This is a genomic window from Reyranella sp. GW821-FHT14A01 (genome assembly GCF_058803965.1).
In genome coordinates, this window is sequence record NZ_JBXAPM010000001.1 from 642,947 (window position 1) to 668,510 (window position 25,564).

General features: G+C 66.4%; 28 protein-coding genes and 1 riboswitch. Of the genes, 17 read left to right on the plus strand and 11 right to left on the minus strand.

The genetic code is table 11. From position 1 onward, the window contains the following. Positions 1-4: 4 nt before the first annotated feature. Complete coding sequence (locus AC1ROX_RS03130) at positions 5-970, minus strand: Bug family tripartite tricarboxylate transporter substrate binding protein (RefSeq protein WP_493122272.1); 966 nt, start codon at positions 968-970, stop codon at positions 5-7. 81 nt (positions 971-1,051) lie between these two features. Here AC1ROX_RS03130 and AC1ROX_RS03135 point away from each other — a divergent pair, with 81 nt between their 5' ends. Continuing rightward, positions 1,052-2,260 (plus strand): CaiB/BaiF CoA transferase family protein, encoded by a 1,209-nt coding sequence (locus AC1ROX_RS03135; protein ID WP_493122274.1) that lies wholly within the window; start codon positions 1,052-1,054, stop codon positions 2,258-2,260. A gap of 129 nt (positions 2,261-2,389) precedes the next feature. On the opposite strand, the gene AC1ROX_RS03140 is transcribed toward AC1ROX_RS03135, so the two are convergent. Beyond that, a complete protein-coding gene (locus AC1ROX_RS03140) occupies positions 2,390-3,112 on the minus strand; it encodes an alpha/beta fold hydrolase (RefSeq protein WP_493122276.1) in 723 nt (240 codons plus the stop codon). Between the two features lie 56 nt (positions 3,113-3,168). On the opposite strand from AC1ROX_RS03140, the gene AC1ROX_RS03145 reads away from it, so the two are divergent. The 3 genes from AC1ROX_RS03145 to AC1ROX_RS03155 are packed head-to-tail and all read left to right on the plus strand — an operon-like array spanning position 3,169 to position 5,842. After that, a complete protein-coding gene (locus AC1ROX_RS03145; RefSeq protein WP_493122277.1) occupies positions 3,169-4,314 on the plus strand; it encodes an OpgC domain-containing protein in 1,146 nt (381 codons plus the stop codon). Continuing rightward, positions 4,311-5,051: an SGNH/GDSL hydrolase family protein gene (locus AC1ROX_RS03150; RefSeq protein WP_493122279.1), complete on the plus strand. Its 741-nt coding sequence runs from the start codon at positions 4,311-4,313 to the stop codon at positions 5,049-5,051. The genes AC1ROX_RS03145 and AC1ROX_RS03150 overlap by 4 nt, the downstream gene beginning before the upstream one ends. Before the next feature lie 14 nt (positions 5,052-5,065). Continuing rightward, positions 5,066-5,842 carry a cyclase family protein gene (locus AC1ROX_RS03155; RefSeq protein WP_493122281.1) on the plus strand — a complete coding sequence of 259 codons (777 nt, stop codon included), beginning with the start codon at positions 5,066-5,068 and terminating at the stop codon, positions 5,840-5,842. Here the strand turns inward: AC1ROX_RS03155 and AC1ROX_RS03160 are convergent, their stop codons facing one another. The 4 genes from AC1ROX_RS03160 to AC1ROX_RS03175 are packed head-to-tail and all read right to left on the minus strand — an operon-like array spanning position 5,843 to position 8,428. After that, positions 5,843-6,475, minus strand: coding sequence for a LysE family translocator (locus AC1ROX_RS03160; protein ID WP_493122282.1), 633 nt, complete (start codon positions 6,473-6,475; stop codon positions 5,843-5,845). Positions 6,476-6,481: 6 nt separating this feature from the next. Further along, positions 6,482-7,030, minus strand: a complete 549-nt coding sequence (locus AC1ROX_RS03165) for a carboxymuconolactone decarboxylase family protein (RefSeq protein WP_493122284.1) — start codon at positions 7,028-7,030, stop codon at positions 6,482-6,484. Positions 7,031-7,064: 34 nt separating this feature from the next. Further along, positions 7,065-7,661, minus strand: coding sequence for a hypothetical protein (locus tag AC1ROX_RS03170; protein WP_493122286.1), 597 nt, complete (start codon positions 7,659-7,661; stop codon positions 7,065-7,067). Between the two features lie 11 nt (positions 7,662-7,672). Next, on the minus strand, positions 7,673-8,428 hold the full coding sequence (locus AC1ROX_RS03175) for an aldolase (protein WP_493122288.1): 756 nt from the start codon (positions 8,426-8,428) through the stop codon (positions 7,673-7,675). Between the two features lie 98 nt (positions 8,429-8,526). Here AC1ROX_RS03175 and AC1ROX_RS03180 point away from each other — a divergent pair, with 98 nt between their 5' ends. Beyond that, positions 8,527-9,888: a hypothetical protein gene (locus tag AC1ROX_RS03180; protein WP_493122290.1), complete on the plus strand. Its 1,362-nt coding sequence runs from the start codon at positions 8,527-8,529 to the stop codon at positions 9,886-9,888. Here AC1ROX_RS03180 and AC1ROX_RS03185 read toward each other — a convergent pair. Both AC1ROX_RS03185 and AC1ROX_RS03190 read right to left on the minus strand, forming a co-directional pair. Then, positions 9,863-10,588: a DUF1194 domain-containing protein gene (locus AC1ROX_RS03185; RefSeq protein ID WP_493122292.1), complete on the minus strand. Its 726-nt coding sequence runs from the start codon at positions 10,586-10,588 to the stop codon at positions 9,863-9,865. The genes AC1ROX_RS03180 and AC1ROX_RS03185 overlap by 26 nt on opposite strands. A 118-nt stretch (positions 10,589-10,706) precedes the next feature. Beyond that, the gene (locus tag AC1ROX_RS03190; protein WP_493122294.1) at positions 10,707-11,456 is read right to left on the minus strand and encodes an RNA recognition motif domain-containing protein; all 750 of its coding nucleotides are present in this window, start codon (positions 11,454-11,456) and stop codon (positions 10,707-10,709) included. Positions 11,457-11,744: 288 nt separating this feature from the next. On the opposite strand from AC1ROX_RS03190, the gene AC1ROX_RS03195 reads away from it, so the two are divergent. The 5 genes from AC1ROX_RS03195 (at position 11,745) to AC1ROX_RS03215 (ending at position 16,979) form a co-directional block, all read left to right on the plus strand. Next, positions 11,745-12,059 (plus strand): NIPSNAP family protein, encoded by a 315-nt coding sequence (locus AC1ROX_RS03195; protein ID WP_493122296.1) that lies wholly within the window; start codon positions 11,745-11,747, stop codon positions 12,057-12,059. A 16-nt stretch (positions 12,060-12,075) separates the two neighbouring features. Then, positions 12,076-13,764, plus strand: a complete 1,689-nt coding sequence (locus AC1ROX_RS03200; protein WP_493122297.1) for a thiamine pyrophosphate-binding protein — start codon at positions 12,076-12,078, stop codon at positions 13,762-13,764. Between the two features lie 205 nt (positions 13,765-13,969). Next, positions 13,970-14,950 (plus strand): Bug family tripartite tricarboxylate transporter substrate binding protein, encoded by a 981-nt coding sequence (locus tag AC1ROX_RS03205; protein WP_493122298.1) that lies wholly within the window; start codon positions 13,970-13,972, stop codon positions 14,948-14,950. Positions 14,951-14,982: 32 nt separating this feature from the next. Further along, a riboswitch (SAM riboswitch) is annotated at positions 14,983-15,059 on the plus strand. A gap of 75 nt (positions 15,060-15,134) precedes the next feature. Next, a complete protein-coding gene (locus AC1ROX_RS03210) occupies positions 15,135-16,346 on the plus strand; it encodes an O-succinylhomoserine sulfhydrylase (RefSeq protein WP_493122300.1) in 1,212 nt (403 codons plus the stop codon). A gap of 21 nt (positions 16,347-16,367) precedes the next feature. Continuing rightward, positions 16,368-16,979, plus strand: a complete 612-nt coding sequence (locus AC1ROX_RS03215) for a TenA family protein (RefSeq protein ID WP_493122301.1) — start codon at positions 16,368-16,370, stop codon at positions 16,977-16,979. A gap of 119 nt (positions 16,980-17,098) precedes the next feature. Here the strand turns inward: AC1ROX_RS03215 and gcvA are convergent, their stop codons facing one another. Then, entirely contained in the window at positions 17,099-18,022 is a 924-nt protein-coding gene (gcvA, locus tag AC1ROX_RS03220; RefSeq protein ID WP_493122303.1) for a transcriptional regulator GcvA, read from the minus strand. A gap of 141 nt (positions 18,023-18,163) precedes the next feature. Between gcvA and AC1ROX_RS03225 the strand changes: the two genes are divergently transcribed. Together AC1ROX_RS03225 and ada are read left to right on the plus strand one after the other, a co-directional pair. Further along, complete coding sequence (locus AC1ROX_RS03225; RefSeq protein ID WP_493122305.1) at positions 18,164-18,400, plus strand: DUF1127 domain-containing protein; 237 nt, start codon at positions 18,164-18,166, stop codon at positions 18,398-18,400. Between the two features lie 60 nt (positions 18,401-18,460). Next, entirely contained in the window at positions 18,461-19,582 is a 1,122-nt protein-coding gene (gene ada, locus AC1ROX_RS03230; RefSeq protein WP_493122307.1) for a bifunctional DNA-binding transcriptional regulator/O6-methylguanine-DNA methyltransferase Ada, read from the plus strand. Here ada and AC1ROX_RS03235 read toward each other — a convergent pair. After that, entirely contained in the window at positions 19,516-20,118 is a 603-nt protein-coding gene (locus AC1ROX_RS03235; RefSeq protein WP_493122309.1) for a Smr/MutS family protein, read from the minus strand. The genes ada and AC1ROX_RS03235 overlap by 67 nt on opposite strands. A gap of 47 nt (positions 20,119-20,165) precedes the next feature. On the opposite strand from AC1ROX_RS03235, the gene AC1ROX_RS03240 reads away from it, so the two are divergent. Next, positions 20,166-21,521 carry a tetratricopeptide repeat protein gene (locus tag AC1ROX_RS03240; RefSeq protein ID WP_493122311.1) on the plus strand — a complete coding sequence of 452 codons (1,356 nt, stop codon included), beginning with the start codon at positions 20,166-20,168 and terminating at the stop codon, positions 21,519-21,521. Beyond that, positions 21,518-22,201 (plus strand): YggS family pyridoxal phosphate-dependent enzyme, encoded by a 684-nt coding sequence (locus AC1ROX_RS03245; protein ID WP_493122313.1) that lies wholly within the window; start codon positions 21,518-21,520, stop codon positions 22,199-22,201. The genes AC1ROX_RS03240 and AC1ROX_RS03245 overlap by 4 nt, the downstream gene beginning before the upstream one ends. 20 nt (positions 22,202-22,221) lie before the next feature. Here AC1ROX_RS03245 and AC1ROX_RS03250 read toward each other — a convergent pair whose 3' ends face one another. Continuing rightward, on the minus strand, positions 22,222-23,163 hold the full coding sequence (locus tag AC1ROX_RS03250; protein WP_493122522.1) for an endonuclease/exonuclease/phosphatase family protein: 942 nt from the start codon (positions 23,161-23,163) through the stop codon (positions 22,222-22,224). A gap of 75 nt (positions 23,164-23,238) precedes the next feature. Between AC1ROX_RS03250 and mutM the strand changes: the two genes are divergently transcribed. From mutM to rpsT, 3 genes are all read left to right on the plus strand, one after another. Continuing rightward, positions 23,239-24,078 carry a bifunctional DNA-formamidopyrimidine glycosylase/DNA-(apurinic or apyrimidinic site) lyase gene (gene mutM, locus AC1ROX_RS03255; protein ID WP_493122315.1) on the plus strand — a complete coding sequence of 280 codons (840 nt, stop codon included), beginning with the start codon at positions 23,239-23,241 and terminating at the stop codon, positions 24,076-24,078. A 26-nt stretch (positions 24,079-24,104) separates the two neighbouring features. After that, positions 24,105-24,887 (plus strand): enoyl-CoA hydratase, encoded by a 783-nt coding sequence (locus tag AC1ROX_RS03260; protein WP_493122317.1) that lies wholly within the window; start codon positions 24,105-24,107, stop codon positions 24,885-24,887. Between the two features lie 76 nt (positions 24,888-24,963). Next, on the plus strand, positions 24,964-25,227 hold the full coding sequence (rpsT, locus tag AC1ROX_RS03265; RefSeq protein ID WP_493122318.1) for a 30S ribosomal protein S20: 264 nt from the start codon (positions 24,964-24,966) through the stop codon (positions 25,225-25,227). Positions 25,228-25,564: the final 337 nt, after the last annotated feature.

Here is a 25,564-nt window from a genome sequence, read left to right on the forward strand (position 1 = left end):
GCCTCTACTGAGGTTCGATCTTCGCGATCTTGACGTATTCGGCCCACTTGGCGCGCTGCTCGCGATCCTCGGCCGCGCATTGCTCAAGCGTCAGGGGCTTGGCCGTAAGGGCAAATTCATCGATCAGGCGCTTGTTGTTCTCGGGCGTGGTGATGGCTTCGTTGATCAGCGTGTTCAACCGCTGCTGGATCGGCAGCGGTGTCGCTTTCGGAACCGCGATCACCAGGAACCCGGTGCTGGTGAAGCCAGGGAAACTCTCGGCGACGGTCGGCAGATCGGGATAGAGCGGGCTGCGCGCGGGCAGGGTGGCGGCAAGGGCCCGTGCCTTGTTCGCCACGACCTGGCCGCGGCCGGCCGTGAGGTCGACGAACATGAACTGGATTGCGCCGCCATAAAGGTCCGTCCAGGCGTTGGCGATCGCCTTGTAGGCGACGCCCTGCCACTCGACGCCGGCCCGCTGGCCCAGCACTTCGGCCGGAACCTGCGAACTTGCGTTGAAGTAGCCGAAGTTGAGCTTGCCTGGATTGGCCTTCGCGTAGGCCAGCAATTCGGCGAGTGTCTTGTAGGGTGCGTCGGCCGGCACGACGAGGAAGGCGCCGCTCGAACCGATGATGCCGACGACCGAGAAATCCTTTTCCGGATCGTAGCCCGGGTTCTTGTACATGTGGACGTTGGCGGCGTTGGTCGAGGTCGTGCCCAGCATCAGCGTGTAGCCGTCCGGTGGCGCGGCCTTCACGTACATCGCACCCACGATGCCGTTGGCGCCGGGCTTGTTCTCGACGATGAAGGGCTGGCCGGTCTTGTCCTCGATGTACTTGCCGACTAGGCGCGCCGTGATGTCGCCTGAGCCGCCGGGCCCGAACGGCACGATGATCCGGATCGCCTTGGTCGGATAGGTTTCGGTCTGCGCGGCGGCCGGAAGGGCCGCGAGAAGCGGAAGGGCGAAAAGGCTGCGTCGTGACAGCGACATGCGGAATGTGTCCATGAGTGTGAAGTCTAGCTCATACGCGGCGCATGGACAGCGCACCACCTGCAGTCCTACCTTGCGGCCATGTCAAAATCAGGTCGGCCGCCCCTCGACGGCATTCGCGTCATCGATTTCTCCCGCGTGATCGCGGGGCCCATGTGCACCCAGATGCTCTCCGACATGGGCGCCGAGGTAATCAAGATCGAGAATCCCGACGGCGGCGACGACACGCGCAAGGGCGCCGGTCCGCGCGCCGGCGGTGCCAATGGCGAGAGCCATTTCTTCATGGCCTTCAACAGGGGCAAGAAGAGCGTTGGGCTGGACTTCACCAAGCCCGAGGGCCAGGCGATCGTGCACAAGCTGCTCGCCGAGGCCGACGTGCTGGTCGAGAACTTCCGGCCGGGCGTGCTGAAGAAGTACGGCTTCGACTATGCCAGCGTCGCGGCGAAGTATCCAAAGCTGATCTATCTCTCGATCTCGGCCTACGGCCAGACCGGGCCATTGTCGGACCGGCCGGGCTACGATCCGGTGCTGCAGGCCGAGTCGGGCATGATGAGTGTTAATGGCGAGGCCAACGGCGAGGGGTTGCGCCACGCCATCGCCATCGTCGACACGATGACGGCGATCCATTCGGTGGCTGCAATCAATGCCGCGCTCTACGCGCGTCGCGACACCGGCAAAGGCCAGCAGATCGACCTCGCGCTGTACGACACTGCGCTCGTGTCGCTGGGCAACATGGGCGCCTACTACCTGATCGGCGGGGACCAGCCGCGGCGCGCCGGCAACGGCCATTTCGCGTCGGCGCCCAACAGTTCGTTCGAGACGGCGAACGGCAAGATCTACATGGCCGTGGCGAACCAGAAGCTGTTCGGCGACACCGCCAAGGCGCTTGGCCATCCGGAATGGGTGACCGATCCGCGCTTCGACACGGTGGCCAACCGCGTCGCCAACAAGCCCGAGCTGACGCGCCTGATGGAAGAGGTGCTGACGACCGACACCAAGGAGAACTGGGCGCAGAAGCTGCGCCATCTCCCGGCCGGTCCGATCCGCACCATGAAGGAGGCGCTGGACGAGCCGGAAGTGAAGCGCCGCGGCATGCTGAAGACCTACAAGCACAGCAAGGTCGGCGACGTGCCGCTGATCGGCTCGAACTTCCACTTCTCCGACACGCCGGTCGACGACACGCGCCCGCCGCCGGCACTGGGCCAGCACACCGATCAGGTGCTGACGGAGCTCGCCGGCCTCGGTGCGGCGGAGATCGCCGCGCTGCGCGAGAAGAAGGTGATTGGTTAAAGGCTCTCCTCCCCATTCAAATGGGAAGGTGTCGTCGTCTTACGACGACGGAGGGGGCATGACCCCATCGCCCTCGTAAGACGAGGGCACTTCCCCTTTGCGGAGTCCGCAAAGGGGAAGAGGCTGACGCTAAGCCCGCCTCTCCAGCCACGCCTTCAGGATCATGTTGGTCTCCTCGGGCCTCTCCATCGTGACGAGATGCCCGCACTGCTCGATCACCACGAGGCTGGCGAGCGGGATGGCCTTGGCGATCTCCTCCGACAGGAAGAGCGGCGTCGCGGCATCGTCACGCCCGCATATGACGGTGGTCGAGCATTTGATGCGCGGCAGGTCGGGACGGCGGTCGGTGCGGATCGCGGCCAGCTCCTCCTGGCGCTTGTAGATCTCGACGCCGATCTCGCCGCACATCGTCATCACCTCGTCGACCAGCGCCTTGTCGGGCAGGCGATAGGCCGGGATGAAGCGCGTCATCTGCATGCCGAGGACCAGTTCGAAATGGCCTTCGTTGGCGAGGCGGATGCGGGCGCGCCGGACCGCGCGCTCGGCCTCGTTCTGGCTGCGCATGCCGGTGTCGAGCAAGGCCAACCGGGTCACGCGGTCGGCGGCGAACTGCATGATCTCGACCGCCAGCATGCCGCCCAGCGACAGGCCGGCCAGCGCGAACTTCTCGGCCGGCATCTGGTCGACGACCCAGCGCGCGGCGCTCTCCCAACTGTCCCAGATGGACAGCGGCGCCTTGCGCCAGTCGGGCACGACGATGTCGGCCTGGCCCTCGAGCGCGGCGACCTGGGCAGCGAACAGGCGCGGCGAGCACAGCACGCCGGGGACAAGCAGCAGGGGTATCTTGGGCATCTCTTTCCTCCGACGCGAAACGTAGCGCAGATGATTCGCCTGCGGTACCAATAGGCATGGCAGCCGCCCCCGTTCGCGACATCCGTCTCGACCTGTTCCGCGGGCTCGCTCTGTGGTTCATCTTCCTCGACCACATCCCGACCAACATCGTGAGCTGGCTGACGGTCCGTAACTACGGCTTCAGCGACGCCACCGAGGTCTTCGTCTTCATCTCTGGCTACACCGCCGTCATCGCCTACAGCCGCATGCTGGAGCATGACGGCTGGCCGCGGACCGCGGCCCGCATCTACCGCCGCGTCTGGCAGCTCTACGTCGCCCATATCCTGCTGTTCGTGGCCTTCTCGGCGCAGATCGCCTGGGTCTCGATCGCCCGCGACACGCCGGCGCTGATCGAGGAGATGGAACTGCTGGGCCTCGGCCAGAACCCCTATCGGGCCATCCTCGAAGCCGCTCTGCTGAGGTTCCGACCGGTCAACCTCGACGTGCTGCCGCTCTACATCGTGCTCCTGGCGGCGTTCCCGCTGGTCCTGCCGGTGGTCGTGCGCTGGCCCTGGGCCGTGATCGCCGCATCCTTCGCGCTCTATGCGGCAACCAGCCACTACAATTGGAGCCTGCCCGCCTATCCGGACGAGAAGGTCTGGTATTTCAATCCCATGGCCTGGCAGGTCGTGTTCTATGTCGGGGCGGCCTGCGCGGTGTTCGGTCCCCGACTGTCGTGGCTCGACCGGTTCCGGGGAACGCTGACCGTCCTGGCGATCGCCTTCATGCTGTTCGCGGCCTTCATCGCCTTGTCCTGGCACTATAATCCGCTGGAACAGCTGATCCCGTCCTGGCTGGCCCGGATCATCTATCCGATCGACAAGACCAACCTCGACATCCTGAGATTGCTGCATTTTCTGGCCGTCGCCTGGCTGGTCCGGATCGCGGTGCCAATCGACGCACCCGGGCTCAAATGGCCCATTTGGCTCCCACTTCGCAGATGCGGTGAGGCTTCCTTGCTTATATTCTGTATCGGGACCTTCCTGGCGCTCAGCGGCCAGGTGATCGTTAGCCACTATGAAGATTCGATCTTGTCGCAGATTCTCGTGAGCATCGGGGGCATCGCCGTCATGTGCGTGGCCGCCTACATCGCCGCCTGGTTCAAGCACGGTCACTCGCGCGCGCCGGCACGTCTGCATCCTGCGGCCAGGGCCCACAAGTGAAGGGCGCAGTCGTCCTGCTCGCGGCAGCCTTCATGCTCGCTTTCGGCGGCACCGCCTTCGCGCAATCCATGACCCTGTGCCGCGCCAAGCCCGCCATGCTGGCGCTCGGTTCGACCTTGCCGATCGCCCGCAAGTCGATCGCCGAGAAGAAGAACCTCCGCATCATCGCGCTGGGCTCCTCGACGACCGCGGGCTACGGCGTTTCCAACCCGGCTTACGCCTATCCGACGCAACTGCGCATCGGCCTGGAGAAGGCGCTGCCCGGCATCGACATCGAGGTGATCAACCGCGGCATCGGCGGCCAGGACGTCGAGGAGATGGCCGCCCGCATGCGCGCCGAAATGGAAGGCAATCCGGCCTCGCTGGTGATCTGGCAGACCGGCACCAACGCCGCCATCCGCCACATGCCGCTCGACAAGTTCGACAAGACCCTGCGCGAGGGCCTGAAGCTCGGCACCTCGCTGGGCGCCGACTTCATCCTGATGAACCTGCAATACGTGCCCGCCGTCGTCGCCGTGGCCGACAAGGAAGCCTACGAGAAGGTGATGGCGGGCGCCGCCAAGGACTATGCCGCCGGCCTGTTCCGCCGCTACGACATCATGCGCGGCTGGTACGATGACGGCATGCCCTATGCCCAGTTCGTGCAGCTCGACGGATTGCACCTGAACGATTTCGGCCAGAAGTGCATCGGCAGGCTGCTGACGCGCTCGATCCTGGATGCGCTGACCGCCCCCTGAGAAGAGGACGCAAGATGCCTCGCCGTTTCGTCGATCTTTCCATCTATCTCGAAAACGACGTGATCTCCGATCCGCCGCCGTTCGGGCCCAAGATCCAGTATCACAAGCACGCCGACACGGCCGGCCAGATCGCCGGCTTCTTCCCCGGCCTCAAGAAGGAAGACCTGCCGGACGGCGCCGGCTGGGCGGTCGAGAACGTCAACCTCTCGACGCATAACGGCACGCATCTCGATGCGCCCTATCACTTCCATCCGACGATGAACAAGGGCGAGCGTGCCATCACCATCGACGAGGTGCCGCTCGAATGGTGCTTCCAGCCCGGCGTGAAGCTCGACTTCCGCGACAAGCCCGATGGCCATGTCATCACCGCTGCCGAGGTCGAGGAGGAGCTGCAGCGGATCGGCCATGAGCTGAAGCCGTTGGAGATCGTCGTCGTCAACACGCGCGCCGGCTCGCGCTACGGCAACAACGACTATGTCAATTCAGGCTGCGGCATGGGCTACGACGCCACGATCTTCCTGCTGGAGAAGGGCGTGCGCCTGACCGGCACCGACGCCTGGAGCTGGGACGCGCCGTTCTTCTTCACCGCCCAGAAATGGGCGAAGGACCACGATCCGTCGATCATCTGGGAAGGCCACAAGGCCGGCCGCGACATCGGCTACTGCCATCTCGAGAAGCTGCACAATCTCGAATCGCTGCCCGGCGACGGCTTCACCATCGCCTGCTTCCCGCACAAGATCCGCGGCGCCTCCGCCGGCTGGACGCGTGCGGTGGCGATCTTCGAGGAATAGCTAAAGAGTCGCTGGCCGGCGCGCGAAGAGAAGGGCCAGTCCGAGAGCTGCGATAAGACCGCCCGCGGCTGTGCGCAGGCGGCGCAGCATCGTCGGCCGCCCGATCGCGATCGAACGGGCCCGCGACGCCAGCATCGCGACCACGACGTCGACGGCGGTGTTGAGCGCCACGGAGATCAGGCCCAGCACCAGGAACTGCAGCCAGACCGGACCGGCCGACGGGTCGACGAACTGCGGCAGGAAGGCCAGGAAGAAAGCGGCGGTCTTGGGATTGAGCGCCTCGACGAGGATACCCTCACGGAAGGCTCGGGCCGCGCCGGTCGTCACCGCCTTGGCCTCGAAGGGAAGGCGAGCCTCGCGGATCGTTTTGATCCCGATCCAGACCAGATAGAGGGCGCCGGCGAGCTTCAGAAGCGTGAAGGCCTCGGCGCTCGCCATCACCAGTGCCGACACGCCAATAGCGCCGGCCGCGACATGGACCAGCCCGCCCAGCCCCGTGCCGAAGCTGGAGGCTAGGCCTTCGCCGCGGCCGCCGGCCAGCGTGCGCGCCGCGACGTAGAATATGCCGGGGCCTGGCGATATCGCGATCGCCAGGGCGGTTGCGAAGAAGAGTGCGAGGGTCGTGAGATCCATCGCTGCTTACGGCAGCGGGTCGGGCTCGCCCGGCGGCAGCGGCATCTCGAAGACGTTGAGGGTCATCGACACCAGCATGTAGTAGCCGCAGACGCCGACCAGATCGACGACACCCTTTTCACCGAACGCGTCGACGGCACGCTTGTAGTTGGTCGGCGCGACCCTGTTGGTCTCGAGATATTCGGTGACGAAATCGTAGATCACCTTCTCGACGTCGCGCGTGAAGGGCGGCGTCATGCGCAGGCGGACCGCCTCGACGATGTCGGCCGAGAGACCGGCTTCCTTGGCGAGACGGGCATGGGCGTAGAATTCGAACTGCGCCTTGAAGTGACGGCCGACCAGGCAGATCGCCAGCTCGGACAGGTCGCGCGGCAGCGAATTGTCGAAGCGGCAATATTCGCCAAGCTTCTGGGCGCGGTCGGCCAAGACGGGGCTGCGCAGCCACGGCTCGAAGGGCCCGCGCAGGCCGCCGCGCGGGCCGGTCATGATCGCGTCGGCGACCTTCTTCTGTTCGGGGTCGAGTTTGTTCAGGTCGAGCGGAGCCAGACGCGGCATGACGTTTCCTTCATTCTGTTTTGCGGAAGAGCGGTTAGATCGGGCAGCCGGCGTCGGCGACGCGATTGGCATCGGCATTGTCGAACATGTGGTTCACGATCGACATGCCGGCCTGCATCGCGGCACTCGACCGCACGCTGCAGGAGCCGGTCGCGCTCCACAGCACCTTGCCGCCGCTGGATTCGTAGAGCGTCAGCGAGACGCGCAGGGTCGAGCCCCTGGGCGCCGCCGGAATCGTGTCGCGCCGGCCGATCGGATTGGCGGGCAGCATGAGGCGCGGATTGGCGCCGGTCTCGTAATCCTGGCTCTGCATCATCGGCATGTCGCGGTCCAGGCTGCTGCCCAGGTCGAAATAGCTCACGTCCATGCGCATGATGTTGCCGCCGCTGAAGCCCACCTGGTTGCCGCGCTGGGTGAGGCGGACCATGACCTGGCGGCGCAGCTCGCGCGCAAGGTGCGTGTCGGAGGTGAGCTGGACGGCGATCTTGACCTTGGGAATCTTCTGGTAGGCCTTGATCTCGAGGTCGCCGAGCTTCGGCCCGCCGGTGCCGCCGAGCCCATATCCCTGGGCCGAGACCGGCGCTGCGAAACAGAGCGCCGAGAGCGCGACAAAGGTGGCGGCGATGCGCATTCGTCTTTCCCCTAACGTCCCTCGACCGCCGTCAGCCTGCTCCAGCCGGCTTCGTCCCGGTCGAGCATGCGCTTCAGCGATTCAAAATGCAGGAAGGCCTGCTGCGCCTCGCCCGCGATCTGCCTGGCCGTATGCTCGGCCATCGCCTCGTCGATATTGTGCAGCTCCCGGCCGGTCTGCATGGCCAGGACCTGCACCATCGCCGCACGTTCGAGGTAATAAAGGTCGTCGTAGGCTTGGGCAACGGTCGGACCCGAGACGATGATGCCATGGTTCCGCAGGAACAGGATGTCCTTGTCGCCCATCGCCCGGCACATGCGCTCGCCCTCGTCGTTGGACAGCGCGACGCCGCCATAGGCCTCGTCGTAGGCGATGCGGCCCCAGTAGCGGAAGGCGTTCTGGGTGCACATTTCGATGCGGCCGTCGCGGATCGAGGTGAGTGCCGTGGCGTAGGGCATGTGGGTGTGCAGCACGACCTTGGCGCGCGGGTTGCCGGCATGGATGCGGGCATGGATGTAGAAGGCGGTCGGCTCGACCTCGTACTTGCCCTCGATGATGTTGCCGTCGCCGTCGGCCATCACGATGTCGGACGGCGTGATCTCCGACCAGTGCAGGCCCTGCGGGTTGACCAGGAAGAGATCGTCGCGGCCGGGCACCGTCATGCTGAAGTGGTTGCAGACGCCCTCGTTCAGCCCGTGCCGCGCGGCGGCGCGCAGGGCGGTGGTCAGGTCGATCCGCGCCTGGGTGACCGGGTCGTTGGCCAGCATTCAAAGGACTCCATTGAAGAAGGGCTCGGCTGCGGGCGATGATGCGGCTAAGCGCATATGTGGCCAAGCAAAATCGCCGCCTGCCGGGAGACGCCTGGATGAACGTTCTGTTCGGTTCGCCGGTGGGAGCCTTGCTGGCGCGGCCATGGGTCGATCCGGTGGGGCTGTATGGCCTGCAACGCTGGTATCTGCCGCTCTCGCGATTGTGGGCCGCGGCCAATCTCGCCGGGATGGATGTCGCCCGATTCCGTGAGGAAATCGGCATTGCCCTGCCGGGCTTCTGGTCGGAGGCGCGATTGCGGGGCCTGCTGGCGCGTCATGGACGGGCGCAGGCCCGTGCAGACGAGACGCGCGCGGCCTGGGAGACCGGCCTCTTCGATCCGGCGGGCGAGGGCGATCCGGAACGGTTGGACGGTCAAAGGCGTGCTGCCGCGACGACTCATCTCGCGACCCGGGCACTCTTCTATCCGTTGCTGTTTCCCCGGCGGCCGCCTCTTGCGCGCTGGCGAATCGACGAGCCGAAGCAGGTCGAACGCGAGCTCGGTCCTGTGCTGGACGACGCTTCCGCCCTCTATGTCGCGCCGATCGCTGTCGAGACCCTGGCGATATCGCGCGACTTCGTGCGGGACGGCATTCGCGAATACTGGCTGCGCGCGCCGACGCCGTCGGCCCGGCTCCAACGACGTGACGGCAGCGAAACACTCTATGCCCGCGTCGCCGAACCTGTCGGTGGGACAAGCGACACCCTGATTTTCGGCAACGGCCTCTGCGTCGAGTCCGAGTTGATGTCGATGGACCGGGGCCCTGGCCCCCAACTCGCCGCGATGGGGTGGAGGGTCATCGAGCCGGTTTCGCCCTATCACGGTCTGCGGGCGATGCCGGGTTTCTATGGTGGGGAGCCGTTCTTCGCGGCAAGCCCGACGAGTTCGATGGATCTCATTGCCGGGCAGGCGATCGAATCGGCGCTCCTGACCGCTTGGGCCCGCGCCCGGTTCGGCGGCAAGGTGGCGCTGGCGGGCATATCGATGTCGTCGTTCGTGGCGCAGTTGGCCGCCAGCCACTGTCATCTCTGGCCGGTCGGAGCGCGCCCCGATGCGGCGATGCTGATCAGCCATTCGGGCCGTGTCGAGGACGTGACATTCGGTGGCGCGCTTGCCGCCATGCTGGGTCTCGACCGGGCACTGGTCGAGGCAGGCTGGTCGCGCGAGTCCCTGGCGCGACTGTCGCGGGCAATCGATCCTGCGGAAACGCCGGCTTTGCCGCCGTCGCGCATCGTTTCAGCGCTGGGCGAAACCGACCGATGGGTGCCCTATCGCGACGGGCTGGCGCTCGCCCAAGGCTGGCGATTGCCGGAGGAGAACGTCTTCCGGTACCAGCTCGGCCATCTCGGCATGCCGGTTCAACTCATCCGCGACGGCACGCCCTTCCAGAGGCTCAGGCAGGTGTTGAACGAGGCGTAGGCGCGCTGTCGGAAATCTCGCGCACCAGCTTGGTGCGGACGGCGCGGCCGAAATGGTCGAAATTGTCGGCCACGATCATGAACGAACCCGGGCCGCCGATGACACTCTCCTCGTAGTACTTGTCGAGGGTGAGGTCGGGCGGGCGGCCGAAATTGCTGCGGTTCATCATCACCGGCAGCCCGTTCACCACGATGCCTTGCGACACCAGCTTGTCCCGCACGATCTCGGCCGGCGGCCCGTCGTTGGTGCGGCCATCGCCCGACACGTCGATGACACGGCGCTTGGCGACGAAGGGCGCATTCTCGAAACGCTGGCCGGCATGGGCGAGGGCGGCGCCGACGGCGGTCCAGCTTTGCGACGCCCGGGGCGCCTCGGCCAGCTTCTCGGCGAAGCGCCGCGCCGCGCCGGGACTGTCGATCAGGGTCCAGTCGAGCACGACGACCTGGTAATGCGTGCCGGCCCATTCGGTGTAGCAGACGGCGATGCGCCTGTTCTCGCCCGACAGGATGGCGTCGATGACCCGGTCGTTGGTCAGGGCCTCGATATAGCCGCGCCGCTGGAGTTCGGCCTCGACCTCGTCGATGGAGCGCGAGACGTCGACGGCCAGCACAAGCTGCAGGTCGACCGGTGTCTGGGCGCGGGCCGATGTTCCCATCGTCAGGGCCGCCAAGGAGCCTACGAGCGCCGACCGTCGCCTCATGCCCACCTCCGTCACAGAGATGAAGCATAACACCCTGGCGCTTCCCGCAAACAAAAACGCCGGAGGAAATCCTCCGGCGTTCCTGTCGACTGTCAGAGCAGTCTATTGCCAGTCTGATCTATTGATCGTCGTCGAAGCCGCGCTTGCGCGGTTCGTAGTCACGGTCTCGGCGCGGACGGTCCGGAGCACCGCCGCCGCCATGGCGACGCGGCGGCTTGCCGAAGTCGCCACCACCGGGAGCACCAGCATCGGGAGGAGGAGCGCTGGAGAAATCGGCGCGGCGATCCCGCATCGGGCCGCCGTCACCACCGCCACCCGGGGCAGCGCCGCGATAACCACCGCCGCCGCCGCCGCCGTCGCGACCGCCACCACCGTAGCCGCCGCCACCGCCGCCGCCGTAGCCTCCGCCGCCACCGCCGCGATAACCACCGCCACCGCCGCCATCACGACCGCCGCCACCACCGTAGCCGCCACCGCCGCCGTCACGACCGCCACCACCGTAGCCGCCACCACCGCCACCGCCGCCATACGGCGGACGCGGACCACGCGGACGGAAGCCGCCGCCATCACGGCCGCCACCACCGCCACCACCAAATCCACCGCCGCCGCCACCGCCGGGCTGACGCTCGACAGCTTCACGAACCGCGATCGAGCGGCCATCCAGCAACGCACCGTTCATGGCCTGCATGGCCGAGGCGCCTTGGTCATCGGTTTCCATCTCGAGGAACGCGAAGCCGCGGCTGCGGCCGGTCTCGCGATCCACGATCACTTTCGAAGTTGTAACGGTGCCGAACTGAGAGAAGGCTTCTTGCAGACGCTCAGACGTGACCGAATAGGGCAGGTTGCCCACAAACAATTTGCGACTCATTCAAGGCTCTGGGCTAGAGGAAGGATCGAGCGGAGTCCGGCGCGCGCTTGCTGGACAAATGCGTCCAAGCGTTTCGATGACCTTTGACAGATGACCAAGTAGCTCACGGGAAGACGTTGACCGGTATCGCGCTCCGCGACTGTGGGCCGAGACTCGTGATGATGCTCGTCGGCTAGTGTCGCAATGCAGCACTTATGCGCTGATTCAAGCCTTGAGTCTACCGCGCAACAGGGTTGAGACGGTACATGTGACGTCTCACAATCAACGGGGAAACGGGAGGGATTGCGAATGATCATCGACCATCGAACCTACGAACTTCAGCCGGGCCGCCTGCGCGACTTCCTCGCGCTCTACGAAAAGGAAGGGCTGCCGGTGCAGCTCAAGTATCTCGGTAATCTGGTCGGCTACTATACAACCGAGGTCGGCAACGTGAACGAGATCGTTCACATCTGGGGCTATGCCGATCTCGCGGATCGCACGAAGCGTCGCGCCGCAATGGCCGCCGATCCCGCCTGGCAGGCTTATTTGCAGAAGAGCCGAGAATATATGAAGACGATGAACAACAAGATATTGGTGCCCACCACCTTCTCACCCACGAAGTAAGGGAAAGATCTCCAACATGGCTACCGTATACCCGCGCCGCAGCGGCGCGCAGGTTCTGATCGATCAACTGCGTATCCACGGCACCGACACGATCTTCGGCGTACCCGGCGAAAGCTACCTGGCCGCCCTCGACGCGCTTTACGCGCAGCGCAATTCCATTCGCTATGTGATTTGCCGCCAGGAAGGCGGCGCGTCCTACATGGCCGAAGCCTACGGCAAGCTGACCGGCAAGCCGGGCGTCTGTTTCGTCACGCGCGGTCCCGGCGCGACCAATGCCAGTGTCGGAATGCATACCGGCTTCCAGGATTCGACGCCCATGATTTTGCTGGTCGGGCAGGTCGCGCGCGAACAGGCCGAGCGCGAGGCGTTCCAGGAAATCGACTATCGCCGCATGTACGGCCAGATGGCCAAGTGGGTGACGCAGATCGAAGATGCCCGCCGCATCCCCGAGATCGTGAGCCAGGCTTTCCATCGCGCGATGAACGGCCGGCCCGGTCCGGTCGTGATTGCACTGCCGGAAGATATGCTGGTCGACGAGGTCGAGGTCGCTGACACCGGACCCTACAAGGTCGCGCGCGGCGCGCCGGCGCCGGAAGACATGGCGACGTTCCGCGAACTGCTCGCCGCGGCGAAGCAGCCGCTGGTCATCCTGGGCGGCGGCGGCTGGGACGAGAAGGCCTGCGCCGACATCAAGGAGTTCGTCGAAGCCAATCACCTGCCGGTGACAACCGCCTTCCGCAACCAGGACCTGATCGACAACCGCCACGATAATTTCGTCGGCGACCTCGGCATCGGCGTGAACCCGCCGCTCGGCAAGCGCATCAAGGAGAGCGATCTCATCATCGCGATCGGTCCGCGTCTCGGCGAGGCGACGACCGGCGGCTACACGCTGTTCGACCTGCCGGTGCCGGCGCAGAAGATGGTGCATGTGCATGCCGGTGCCGAGGAACTCGGCCGCGTCTATCAGGCGACCCTGCCGATCAACTCCGGCATGTCGCAGTTCGCCGCCGCGGCCAAGGCGATGAAGCCGGTCGATGCCTCGGCGTGGAAGGCGGGCGTGCCCACGGCGCGCGCTGACTATCTGAAGAACATCGAGCCGACGCCGCAACCCGGTTCCGCCAACCTCGCCGAAATCGTCGGCTGGCTGAACAAGCGTCTGCCCGACGACGTGATCGTCACCAACGGCGCCGGCAACTATGCCGGTTACGTTCACCGCTTCTTCCAGTATCGCGGCTTCCGCACCCAGCTCGCGCCGACCAACGGCTCGATGGGCTACGGTGTGCCATCGGCGGTGGCGGCGAAGATCGCCGCGCCCGGCCGCACCGTCGTGTCGTTCAGCGGCGACGGCTGCTTCCTGATGAACGGGCAGGAGTTCGCCACCGCCGTCCAGCACGGTGCCAACGTGGTGTTCATCGTGGTCGACAACGGCATGTACGGCACGATCCGCATGCATCAGGAGCGTGAGTATCCGACGCGCGTGCACGGCACCGAGCTCAAGAACCCCGACTTCGCGGCCTATGCCCGCGCGTTCGGCGGCCACGGCGAGACGGTCGAGCGCACGGCGGACTTCGAGGCGGCGTTCGAGCGCGCGCTGGGCGCCGGCAAGCCCGCGATCATCCATGTGAAGACGGACGCCGAGGCGATCACCTCGCGCATCACCATGACCAAGCTCCGGGAGCAGGCGCTCGCCAAGCAGAAGCACTAGATCGAGATCGGATCAAAATTCCTCCCCCGTCAAACGGGGGAGGTGCCCCCGAGGGAGGCGGAGGGGGAAGGCCATAGATCTGAACTCTCCGAAACCGACAAATCATCGCGTTGCTTTCCCCCTCCCGGCCTCCCCCGTAAGACGGGGGAGGAGAAAGGCAGGGGTGATCTCAAATAGAGAAGAAACAACAACGAAGGGGGAAACAATGAGCATCACACGTCGCGCTGCCCTGGGCACTCTCGGGGCAGCGTCGCTGGCGTCGTTCGCGGGAACGGCGCGGGCACAGGCTGAATGGCCCAAGGGCCAGCCGATCAAGGTGCTCATCCCCTTCGCGCCGGGCGGCGTGCCCGACATCATCGCCCGCATCGTCACGCCGAAGATGGCCGAAGGGCTGGGACAGTCCTTCGTCATCGACAACAAGCCGGGTGCGGGCGGTGGTCTCGCCGGCCAGCTTCTCGCGCAGGCCGCACCCGACGGTTACACGCTGCTGATGGGCACGGTCTCCACCCTGGCGATCGTGCCCGCCATCAACCCGTCGCTGAAATACGATCCGACCAGCTTCGCCGCGATCGGCCTCGCCGCCATCGTGCCGATGGTCGTGCTCGTCCGTCCTGAGTCTCCGGCGCAGGACATCCCCGGCCTGATCGCGTTGATCCAGCGCAGCCCGAAGTTCGACTACGGTTCGTCGGGCAACGGCTCGATCCTGCATCTCACCGCCGAGCTCTTCCGTCTGCGCACCGGCGTGAAGATGCAGCACATCCCCTATCGCGGCTCGGCGCCGGCGCAGCAGGCGCTGCTCGCCGGCGAGATCGACGTGGTGTTCGATGCGCTCGCACCGGCGATGGGCCAGATCCAGGCGGGCAAGCTGCGCGCCGTCGGACTTGCCATGGCCAAGCGCTCGCCGGCCCTGCCCGATCTCAAGACGGTCGGCGAGCAGGGCGTCGCCGGAGTCGAGGCCTATACCTGGGCCGGCCTCTATGCGCCCGCAGGCACGCCGGCGCCGATCGTGCAGCGCCTGAATGCCGAGCTGCTGAAGGCGCTGAAGGACCCCGAGGTCGCCAAGAAGATCTCCGACCTTGGCTACGAGATCGCCTCCTCGACCCCGGCCGAGCTCGCCGCCCATACGGCAGCCGAGCTGAAGAAGTGGACCGAGGTCGCCAAAGCAGCCGACGTGAAGCCCGATTGAAGGGCTTGCGTCCGGCTACCGCCCTCCTTATAGAGGCGGTCCGTGGAGATTTGAGCCGACCGGCTTGCGACCACGTTAAACATCGCTAAAAGGTCGGAGGTGCTCGCAAAGCCCCCGTCCTTCTAGGTCGGGGGTTTTTCGTTTGCGTTGCCGGGAAAGGGCACGCGGCGAGAGGAGAAGTGTGATGGACGGATCGATTCCGAAGAAGAAGACCGAGGCCGATATCTCGAAGTGGCGCACCCAGACCCGCGCCGTGCGCGGCGGGCAGGTCCGCAGCAATTTCGACGAGACGTCGGAAGCGCTGTTCCTGACCTCGGGCTACGCCTATTCGAGCGCCGAGGAGGCCGAGGCGACCTTCAAGGGCGAGAGCAACCACTACCAGTATTCGCGCTTCGGCAATCCGACCGTCACCATGTTCGAGAACCGGCTCGCGGCGCTGGAAGGCGCCGAGGCCTGTCGCTCGACCTCGACCGGCATGTCGGCAGTATTCTTCGCGCTGCTGGCCCTGCTCAAGTCGGGCGATCGCGTCGTCGCGGCGCGCCAACTGTTCGGCTCCTGTCACTACATCGTGGCCGACCTGCTGCCGAAGTACGGCATCCAGAGCGAACTGGTCGATGGCGGCGATCTCGCGCAGTGGGAGAAGGCGCTCTCCAAGCCCACGCAGGCCGTGCTGTTCGAATCGCCGTCCAACCCGATGCTCGACATCGTCGACGTGAAGGCGGTGTGCGATCTCGCGCACAAGGCCGGCGCCAAGGTCGTGCTCGACAACGCCTTCGCCACGCCGATCCTGCAGCGGCCGCTCGAATTCGGCGCCGATGTCGTGGTTCACTCCGCCACCAAGTACATCGACGGCCAGGGACGCACCCTGGGCGGCGCGGTGCTGGGCTCGAAGGAGTTCATCATCGACAAGCTGCAGCCGATCATCCGCAACACCGGCCCCGCGCTCAGCCCGTTCAACGCCTGGGTTCTGGTCAAGGGCCTGGAGACGCTGGGCCTGCGCGTCGAGCGCCATTGCGCCAATGCCCGCCGCGTCGCCGACGCGCTGGCCGCGCATCCGGCGATCGGCCGCGTGCTCTATCCGGGTCGTCCCGACCATCCGCAGCATGCGCTGGCGGCCAAGCAGATGTCGGATTTCGGTGGCGTGGTGACGTTCGACCTCAAGGCCGGCAAGTGGGCGGCGTTCGAGACGCTGAACCGCCTGCAGATCGTCGACATCTCCAACAACCTGGGCGACGCGAAGAGCCTGGTCACCCATCCCGCGACGACGACGCACATGCGCATCGGCGCCGAAGAGCGTGCGAAGCTCGGCATCACCGACGGCACCGTACGCCTCTCGGTCGGCCTCGAGGATGTCGAGGACATCATCGCCGATCTCGTGCAGGCGCTGGGCGGCTGACGCCGGCATTCGGAGAAGACCATGTCGCTCTCGGCCGACCTGTGGGCGGCGAATTCGGACCTGGCCGCGCGCGTCGTGGCGCACGGCTTCGTGCGCGGGCTGCGGGACGGCTCCCTGCAGATCGAATGCTTCAAGGGCTATGTCACGCAGGACGCCTATTTCCTTGAAGCCTTCGCACGCGCGTATGCCTTCTGCCTCGCCAACTCGCAGGCGCGCGAAGACCTCCACGCCTTCGCCAGCCTGATTGCCGGCGTGCTGACGGAGCTGAAGCTTCACAAGGGCTATGCCGACCGCTGGCGGGTCGACCTCGACGGTGTCGCGCCCATCGGGGCGACACGCGCCTATGTCGATTTCCTGCTGGAGACGGCCCGGCGCGGCAATCTCGGCGAGACGGTCGCGGCCATGACGCCGTGCCTGCGGCTCTATGCGTTCCTTGGCCGGTCGCTGGCGGCGAACAATGTGGCGAAGCTCTATTCGGAGTGGGTGAAGACCTACGCCGATCCCGGCTTCGAGGCGCTGGCCGCGCAGCTCGAAGCCCTGCTCGACCGGCATGCCGGGGACACCGAAGCCGTGCGCGCCAACTACCGCCGCGCCATGGAACTCGAACTCGGCTTCTTCGCCGCGCACGTGTAGGCGCCTGAAATGGAGCGCGCCACTCCAGTGGCGCTCATGATCATGATTGCGCCACTGGAGTGGCGCGCTCCATTGAGCCGTTCCTCGGCCTCCAGCCATTAGAATTTTTCGCGGCCGCCTCAGCGACGGCCGCTCGCCGCCAGGGCCGGACGGACCGTCCGCGCCTGCGGGGCGCTCAGCTCCTCGACCAGCCATTCCTCGAAGGCCTTGGTCTTGGGACGACTGACCGACGCGGGCGGGCAGACGAACCACCAGGCCTTGCCGCTGTCGACGATCTGCTCGAACGGCTGGAACAGGCGGCCCGCGGAAAGCTCCTCGCGGAAAAGTTGTGGCGGACCGACGGCCACACCTGCGCCTTCCATCGCCGCTTCCACCGCAATCATCGTCGAGTCGAAGGTGAGCACGCGCTTGGGCTTGAAGTCGCCGAGGCCGACGGCGCGCAACCAGATCGACCATTCTGGATCGTGCGTCATGTCGATGAAGGGCACGCGCTTCAGGTCGTCGAACGTCTTCAACTTGTCGCGATAGCGCTTGCCGCAAAGCGGCGTCAGCACATCGCTGAAAAGCCTCGTTGCATGCAGTTCGGGCTCCGGCTGCACGGTGAACCTGATCGCGCAGTCGACATCCTCGCGCGCGAAGTCGACGCGCTTCTGGCTCGTCGTCATGCGCACTTCGATCTCGGGATGCTTGGCCTGGAAGCGATGCAGTCGCGGCACCAGCCAGCCCAGCGCGAAGGTCGTGACGAGGCTCACGTTCAGCGTGCCCGAGTTGGCCTTGCGGCCGACACGCTCCAGCGCATTGGTCATGCGGTCGAACGCGTCGCGCAGATCGGGCAGCAGCGCCTCGCCTTCGCTGGTGATCTCGAGACCGCGCGGACGGCGCACGAACAGGGCGACGCCGAGCCTCTCCTCAAGCGCTTTCACCTGGTGGCTGACGGCGGCCTGGGTGACGTGAAGCTCCTCGGCGGCGTGGGTGAAACTGGCGTGTCGGGCGGCGGCCTCGAAGGCGCGCAAGGCATTGAGCGGCAGTTGCGAACGACTCATCTTTGAAACCCGTTCATAGAAATTCTATGCCTCCCCCGAGCTTTCATCCTTTGTAAGTATCCACAGGATACAGCAAATTCAGGCCAGAAACGAGGCGGAACAGCCGATCCCCGGCACTGTCGCCTCAAGCGGAGCTAAGTCATGTCGATCGTATCCAGCGTGCGGATGGTCCGCACCGGCGCCCCTTCCCTCTCGTTCGGCCGCGCGATGTCGCTGCTGGCGGGCACGGTCGTGGTCGGGATCGAGAAAGTCATGACCCGAGCCGAGCTTGCCCGTTCGCGAAATCAGCTGGCCCAGCTGGACGAGCGACTGCTGCGAGATATCGGCATCGACCGGGCGACCGCCCGGTTCGAGGCCGACAAGCCCTTCTGGTCCTAAACCGGAATTGCCGGCGGGCACCGGATAGAGCAGGTTGAGTCATGGTGCTTTGATGGCGCCATGACCCAACATCCTCTTTCCTTTCCCGCCGTGGCCCTCGCCACTTCCCTTCTTCCCGACCCGGAGACCTGCTGGCACGCCGTCCAGCGGCGCGACCGTGTCTACAACGGCCGGTTCTGGTTCTCGGTCAAGACGACCGGGGTCTATTGCCTGCCGTCGTGCGCGGCCCGTCCGCCGTTGCGCCGCAACGTCGACTTCCATGCCTCGCCCGAGGCGGCGGAAGTGGCGGGCTTCCGGGCGTGCAAGCGCTGCAAGCCGCGCGACTGGCAGGCCGAGGTCGGCCTGAGCAAGCCGGTGGCGCGCGCCTGCGCGCTGTTCGATGCGGACGATGCCGACACCCCGCCGTCGCTGGCGGAGGTGGCGCGCAAGGTCGGCCTGTCGAGCGGCGCTCTGGGCAAACGCTTCCTGGCCGAGCTGGGCGTTGCCCCGCGCGACTGGCTGGTCGCGCGCAAGCGCGAGCGGTTCCGCAGCGCCCTGCGCGGCGGCGCCAGCGTGGCCGATGCGATCTATGGCGCGGGCTACGGCTCGCCCAGCCGCGTCTACGAGAACAGCGACAAGGCGCTGGGCATGACGCCCGCGACCTACGCCAAGGGCGGCGCCGGCGCCCATATCGACTACACCACGGTCGACTCCGACTATGGCCGCGTGCTGGTCGCCGCGACGCAGAAGGGCATAGCTGCCGTATTCCTGGGCGACGACGATCGCGCCCTCGAGAAGAGCCTGAAGCAGGACTTCCCCGCCGCCAAGATCGCGCGCAACGACGAAGTCCTCGGCCCGCGCGTCAAGGGCGTGCTGTCACGGCTCTATGGCCGCAAGCCCTCGGCGCTCGACGCACCCGACGTGCCGCTCGACATCGTGGGGACCGCTTTCCAGTGGAAGGTGTGGAAGGCGCTGACCGAGATCCCGGCCGGCGAGACCCGCACCTACGGCGAGATCGCCCGCAGCATCGGCGAGCCCAAGTCGGCCCGCGCGGTGGGACGGGCTTGTGCGACCAACCAGGCCGCGGTGGTCATCCCGTGCCATCGCGCCGTGGGATCGAGCGGCGCGCTGACCGGCTATCGCTGGGGCGTGGCGCGCAAGGAACGGCTGCTGGCCGAGGAGCGCCGGCGCAGCAGCAGGTAGAAGGCGCCCGTGCCGCCGTGATGGGCGTGGGCGGCCTTGACCGCCCGCACCCGCTCGCGGTTGTCGCCGCGATTGAGCCAGCCCACGAACTCCGCCCGGATGCGGCCGTCGATCGTGCGGTCGCCTTCGCGGCGCAACCCCTTGCCGGTCACGACCAGCACCACGCGCATGTCCTGCGCCGATACCCTTGCCAGGAACTGCGTCACGGCCCGTTCCGCCACCGCGAGCGTCATGCCGTGCAGGTCGATGGTCGCTTCCGGCGACAGCTTGCGCCGCGACAGGGCGCGCGAGACGTCACGGTCGAACTGGCGATCGTCCGGCGACAGGTCGGGCACGCTCGGCCTGACCGGCAGCGGCCGTGGCTTCGGGGCAACGGTCGTCGGCCGGGTCGCCGCTTGCTTGGCCGCGGCCTTCGGGGCCGACTTGGACACCGCCTTGGCTTCCACTGCCGGCACGCGTCCCGCCGCCGCCCGCTTGCGCCTGAGCGGCTTCACGCCAGCCATCGCCGCGGCGAATAATTCGACGTCCTTCACCATGGCATTTCGTCTAGCCTTGGCCGTGGGGCGGGTCTACACAGCCCGGCATGGCCATCGCGCCCCCCAATCGGCCCAACGGCCAGCCGCAACCCGACCCTGATCTCCAGACCGGCCTGCAGTATCTGCGCGCCGGCTGGTACGACCGCGCCGAGCCGCTGTTCCGCAGCGGCCTCGCCCGTTACGGCGAGCGCCCCGACATCCTGCATTATCTCGCGGTCTGCCTGTCGCACCGTGGCGCGCTGAAGGAGGCCGAGGGCCTGTGGCGTAAGGCGGTCGCGAAGGACCCCGGCGAGCCGATGCTGCATTACAATCTCGGTCTCGTCGCCCGCCGGATGGGCAATGTCGACGAAGCCGCCCGGCACCTGCGCGACACGATCCGGCGCGCGCCGGCCCATGTCGAGGCGCGCCTGGCCTTGGCCTCGCTCCACATGGACACGGGCCGCTTCGCCGCCGCCGAGCGCGAACTGCAGGAATTCGTGAGCAACGTCGACCGCGCCATCCACGAGCACGGGACCGAGCAGCTGAAGCCGCTGCAGGCACGCGCCCGCAACATGCTGGGCTACGCCCTCTATCGCCTGGGCAATCATTCGGCGGCGCTCGAGGTCTTCGACATGGCGCTGCAGGATGCCGGTGACAATGCCGAGCGCCGCGGCCAGATCCTGGGCGACCGGTCGCTGTCGCTGGCCGCCCTCGGCCATCACGACGAGGCCATCGCCGAGGCCACGCGGGGACTGGAGCTGGCGCCCAACAGCGCCACGCTGCACCATACGCTGGGCTTCGTACTCTATTCCGCCGGCCGTCCGAGCGACGCGATCCCGTTGATCGAGAAGTCGCTCGAGCTCGACCCGTCCTTCGTCGCGGCGATCAGTACGCTGGCGCTGGCCCGGCAGGCGGCGGGCCAGGTCGACCAGGCCGTCGACCTCCTCAAGAAGGTCCTCGAACGCAACCCGCTGGAGCGGGACTACGTCCTGCATCTGTCGAACCTGCATGTGCAGGAGAAGCACTTCGACCAGGCGATCCAGGTCCTCGCGCCCTATCTGAAGGTCGTCTCGGATGACCCGAAGGCGATGAACAACCAGGGGCTGGCGCTGCTCGGCCTCGAGCGGTTCGACGATGCGCGGCGCGTGCTGAAGAAGGCCGCCAAGATCGCGCCCGACGATCCCTTCGTGCAAACCAACTTCGGTCGCGCCCTGGTGGGCCTCGGCCGGGCGGCGGAAGCCCGCCCACACCATGAGCTGGCGCTGCGCAGCCTGCCGGGTGACGCGCGGCTGCTGGCCAATTACGGCATCTGCCTTGCCCTCCTCGGCGAGCGCGACCGGGCGCGTGAGACCCTCGACGCCGCCCTCGCCGCCGATCCGAACAACGACGAGGCGCTGCTCGCCCGCGCCGGCCTCGACGCATGAGCGAGGGTGCCGACCGTCTGGCCGAGGTTTCCGGCCATATCGCCGAGGCTGCGCGTGCGGCGGGCCGGTCGCCGGCCGATATCACGCTGGTCGCGGTCTCCAAGACGCACGGCGCCGACCGTGTCCGCGAACTGCTGGACGTCGGCCATCGCGTGTTCGGCGAGAACCGCGTGCAGGAGGCCGAGGGCAAGTTCCCGGCGCTGAAGGAAGCCTATCCCGACCTCGAACTGCACCTGATCGGCCCATTGCAAACCAACAAGGCGCGCGACGCCGTCGCTCTGTTCGACGTCATACAGTCGGTCGACCGCGACCGGCTGGCCGCCGCTCTGGTCAAGGAGATGGAAAAGCTCGGCCGCCGGCCCGCCTGCTACATCCAGGTCAACACCGGCGAAGAGCCGCAGAAGGCGGGCATTCTTCCCAAGGACCTCGACGCCTTCGTCACCACCTGCCGCGACCAGTACAAGCTGCCCATCGTCGGCCTGATGTGCATCCCGCCGGTCGACGAGGAGCCGGCGCTGCACTTCGCGCTGCTGGCCAAGATGGCCGCGCGCAATGGCCTGGCCAAGCTCAGCATGGGCATGAGCGCCGACTATGAGACGGCGGTACGCCTGGGTGCCACCCACGTCCGCGTCGGCAGTGCGCTCTTCGGGGCACGTCCGCCGCTGCAACCCGCCGCTTAGGGCCGGATTGAAGCACGGGATCAGGGCGCGATCTTCAGATCGAGGATCAGCGGATGGTGGTCGTTGCCGATGTCCGGCCCCACGCGGCGGCTGACGATCCCGATGCCGGCGCTGACGAGCGCGTGGTCGATGGGCAGGCCGATCCCGGTATTTGCCAGCCGCCAGGTCGCGATCGAGGGCGAGGTGCGCGGACGCTCGGCCGGCAGGATGTTGGTGTCCCACAATCCGCTTTGCGTTATCAGCCGGTCGAAGATCGGCGAGAACGGCGTGACATTGAGATCGCCGACCAGGACGACGCGCTCTCCCTTGTCGACATGCTGGCGCGCCACGGCAGCGGCATGGGCGAGCTGGCGGTCGCGGACGCCGGTCCAGGGCGGCAAGGGCGGCCAGGCATGCAGGCCGAGCAGGGTGAAGCACCCCGATTCCAACGGGCACAGTCGCGCCACCATCAGAGGCGCGTGGTCGCCCATCGTCAGGTCGAATTTCAGCGACTCAGGCTGTTTCTTGGCGAGCAGCATGACTCCAAGCACGCTGCTGCGGGGTGGCGGCGACTGGAAGGGCAGCAGGCTTCGCACGTCGCGCAGCACCGCGTCGTGAACGGGGTCGAGTTCCGTGAACACCGCGATGTCGGGCTTCTCCGCCTCGATCAGATGCTGCAGGGCGCCGAGATCGGTGTTCGCGTTATGCAGGTTGGCCCAGAGGAGGCGCACCACCGGCCCCGGCTGGGGCTGAAGATCGACCGGTGGCAGGTGCATATGCGGCCACACGGTCGAGAAGCTCGCGGCGACGATCAGCGACGACAGAACGGCCGTCCACCATTGCCGCAGGCCGAGCGCGACCACGGCGAGTGCAGCGCCTGCCAGGAGGAAATAGACATGGAAATGGGTCAGCAGCTCGAACGCCCAATGCCACGTCGCCAACCGGGACAAGGCCGCCACCAGCGCAAGGCCGATGACGAGCATGGTCACGGCCAGCCGCAGGACGTTTAATGCTCTCTGTTGCCCCTTCATTGACCCCACTGTACATGGCCGCCGCGCATGCCCGAACTTCCTGAAGTAGAAACTGTCCGGCGCGGATTGATGCCGCGCCTGGTCGGCCGGCGCATCGTCCGCCTGCAGCAGCGTCGCCGCGACCTCCGGGTCCCGCTTCCCGCGAAGTTTGCCTCCAAAGTCGAGGGCCGCACCGTCACCGGCATCGACCGGCGCGCCAAGTACCTGCTGATCCGGCTCGACGACGGCCAGACCCTGATCGTCCATCTCGGCATGTCGGGCCGCATGACCCTGTACGATGCGGAAACGGCGGCCAGCCATCCGCTCGACCGCCACGACCATGTGGTCTTCGACATGGACGATGGCTGGCAGGTCCGCTTCAACGACGCCCGCCGCTTCGGCCTGATGGTGCTGGTGGCCGACGATGCCGTGGCCCAGCACAAATACTTCAAGAGCCTGGGACCGGAGCCGTTGGAAGATGCTTTCGACGGCGATGTGCTGGCGGCCCGGCTCGCCGGACGCAAGACGCCGATCAAGGCGGCCCTGCTCGACCAGAAGACCCTGGTGGGCGTCGGCAATATCTATGCGTGCGAGGCGCTGTTCCTGGCCGGCATCTCGCCGCGCCGCTCCGCCCACACGATCAAGGGCGAGCGCGCGGTTCGCCTCGTCGATGCGATCAAGCTCGTCCTGAACCGTTCGATAGAGGACGGCGGATCGACCCTGCGCGACCATGTCCAGCCCGGCGGCGAGCTCGGCTATTTCCAGACGCGCTTCAATGTCTACGACAGGGCCGGCATCGCCTGTCCGACGCCGCAGTGCGGCAACACGGTACGCCGGCTGGTGCAGGCGGGGCGATCGACCTTCTATTGCACCCGCTGCCAGCGCTAGCTAAGGCACGCTCAAGGAGAACAGGAATGACCGCTGTCTACGAGAACATCCAGACCGAGACCAAGGGCCGGGTCGGCATCATCCGCCTCAACCGCCCGAAGGCGCTGAACGCGCTTTGCGCCGATCTGGTGCGCGAACTCGGCCAGGCGCTCGATGCGTTCGAAGCCGATCCCAATATCGGCTGCATGGTGTTGACCGGCAGCGAGAAGGCCTTCGCAGCCGGCGCCGACATCAAGGAGATGAAGGACAAGTCCTACCAGGACGTCTTCCTGCAGGACTTCATCACCGTCGGCTGGGAGAAGGTCAGCCAGGTCCGCAAGCCGATCGTCGCGGCGGTGGCCGGATACGCGCTGGGCGGCGGCTGCGAGATGGCCATGATGTGTGACTTCATCATCGCTGCGGACAACGCGAAGTTCGGCCAGCCCGAGATCACGCTGGGCACCATTCCCGGCGCCGGCGGCACGCAGCGCCTGCCGCGCTTCGTCGGCAAGTCGAAGGCCATGGACATGGTCCTGACCGGCCGCATGATGGACGCGGCCGAAGCCGAGCGCTGCGGCCTGGCGAGCCGGGTCGTGCCGCTGGCCCAGCTGATGGACGACGCTATCGCCACGGCCGAGAAGATCGCCGGCATGTCGCTGCCCGCCACCATGGTCGCCAAGGAAGCAGTCAATCGTGCCTTCGAAACCACCCTTTCGGAGGGCGTTCGCTTCGAGCGCCGGACTTTCCATGCAACTTTTGCCTTCGACGACCGGTCCGAGGGCATGGCGGCCTTCGCCGAGAAGCGTAAGCCGGGCTGGAAACACCGCTGATTTGGCGGTTTTGGCGCGCTTGACCGGCCCCCATGCGGCCTGTACAAGCGCGCCCTTCGAATAACGAGGACTATCCATGGCTAATCACAAGTCGGCCGAGAAGCGCGCCCGCCAGACGGACCGCCGCACCGCCGTGAATACGGCGCGCCGCAGCCGCGTCCGCGGCTCGGTGAAGAAGGTCGAGGAGGCGATTGCGTCCGGCGACAAGAACGCCGCCAAGGAGGCGCTGCGTCTGGCGCAGCCGGAGATCCAGCGCGGCGCCACCAAGCGCATCGTGACCAAGAACGCAGCCTCGCGCCGCGTGTCGCGTCTCTCGGCACGCATCAAGGCGATGGCCTGACGCTTCCAGACATCCTGCTTCAGGGTTTGTGAACGCCGCTCTTTCGAGCGGCGTTTTCTTTTGTGGCGATGACGAAGCCAAGATTCTTTCGCGAAAAAAATCTCGCCGCTTTTCATCAATGATCGTTAGGACGGCGATCCGCCGAACGACATACGATTCGGAGTTATCGAACGCTGCGCATCTGCGACGCGCTAGATGTTGAGAGGCGTCGCCCGATGAACGACGCGCAAAATAGGATCGAACAACTTGTCAATCGAGCAACGTTGCGAAGTGGCTGAATAGCGTGTGGTGTTAGGCGTGTGAATCGTTTGCGCGGCTCAGAGAGTCTGGATAAGAC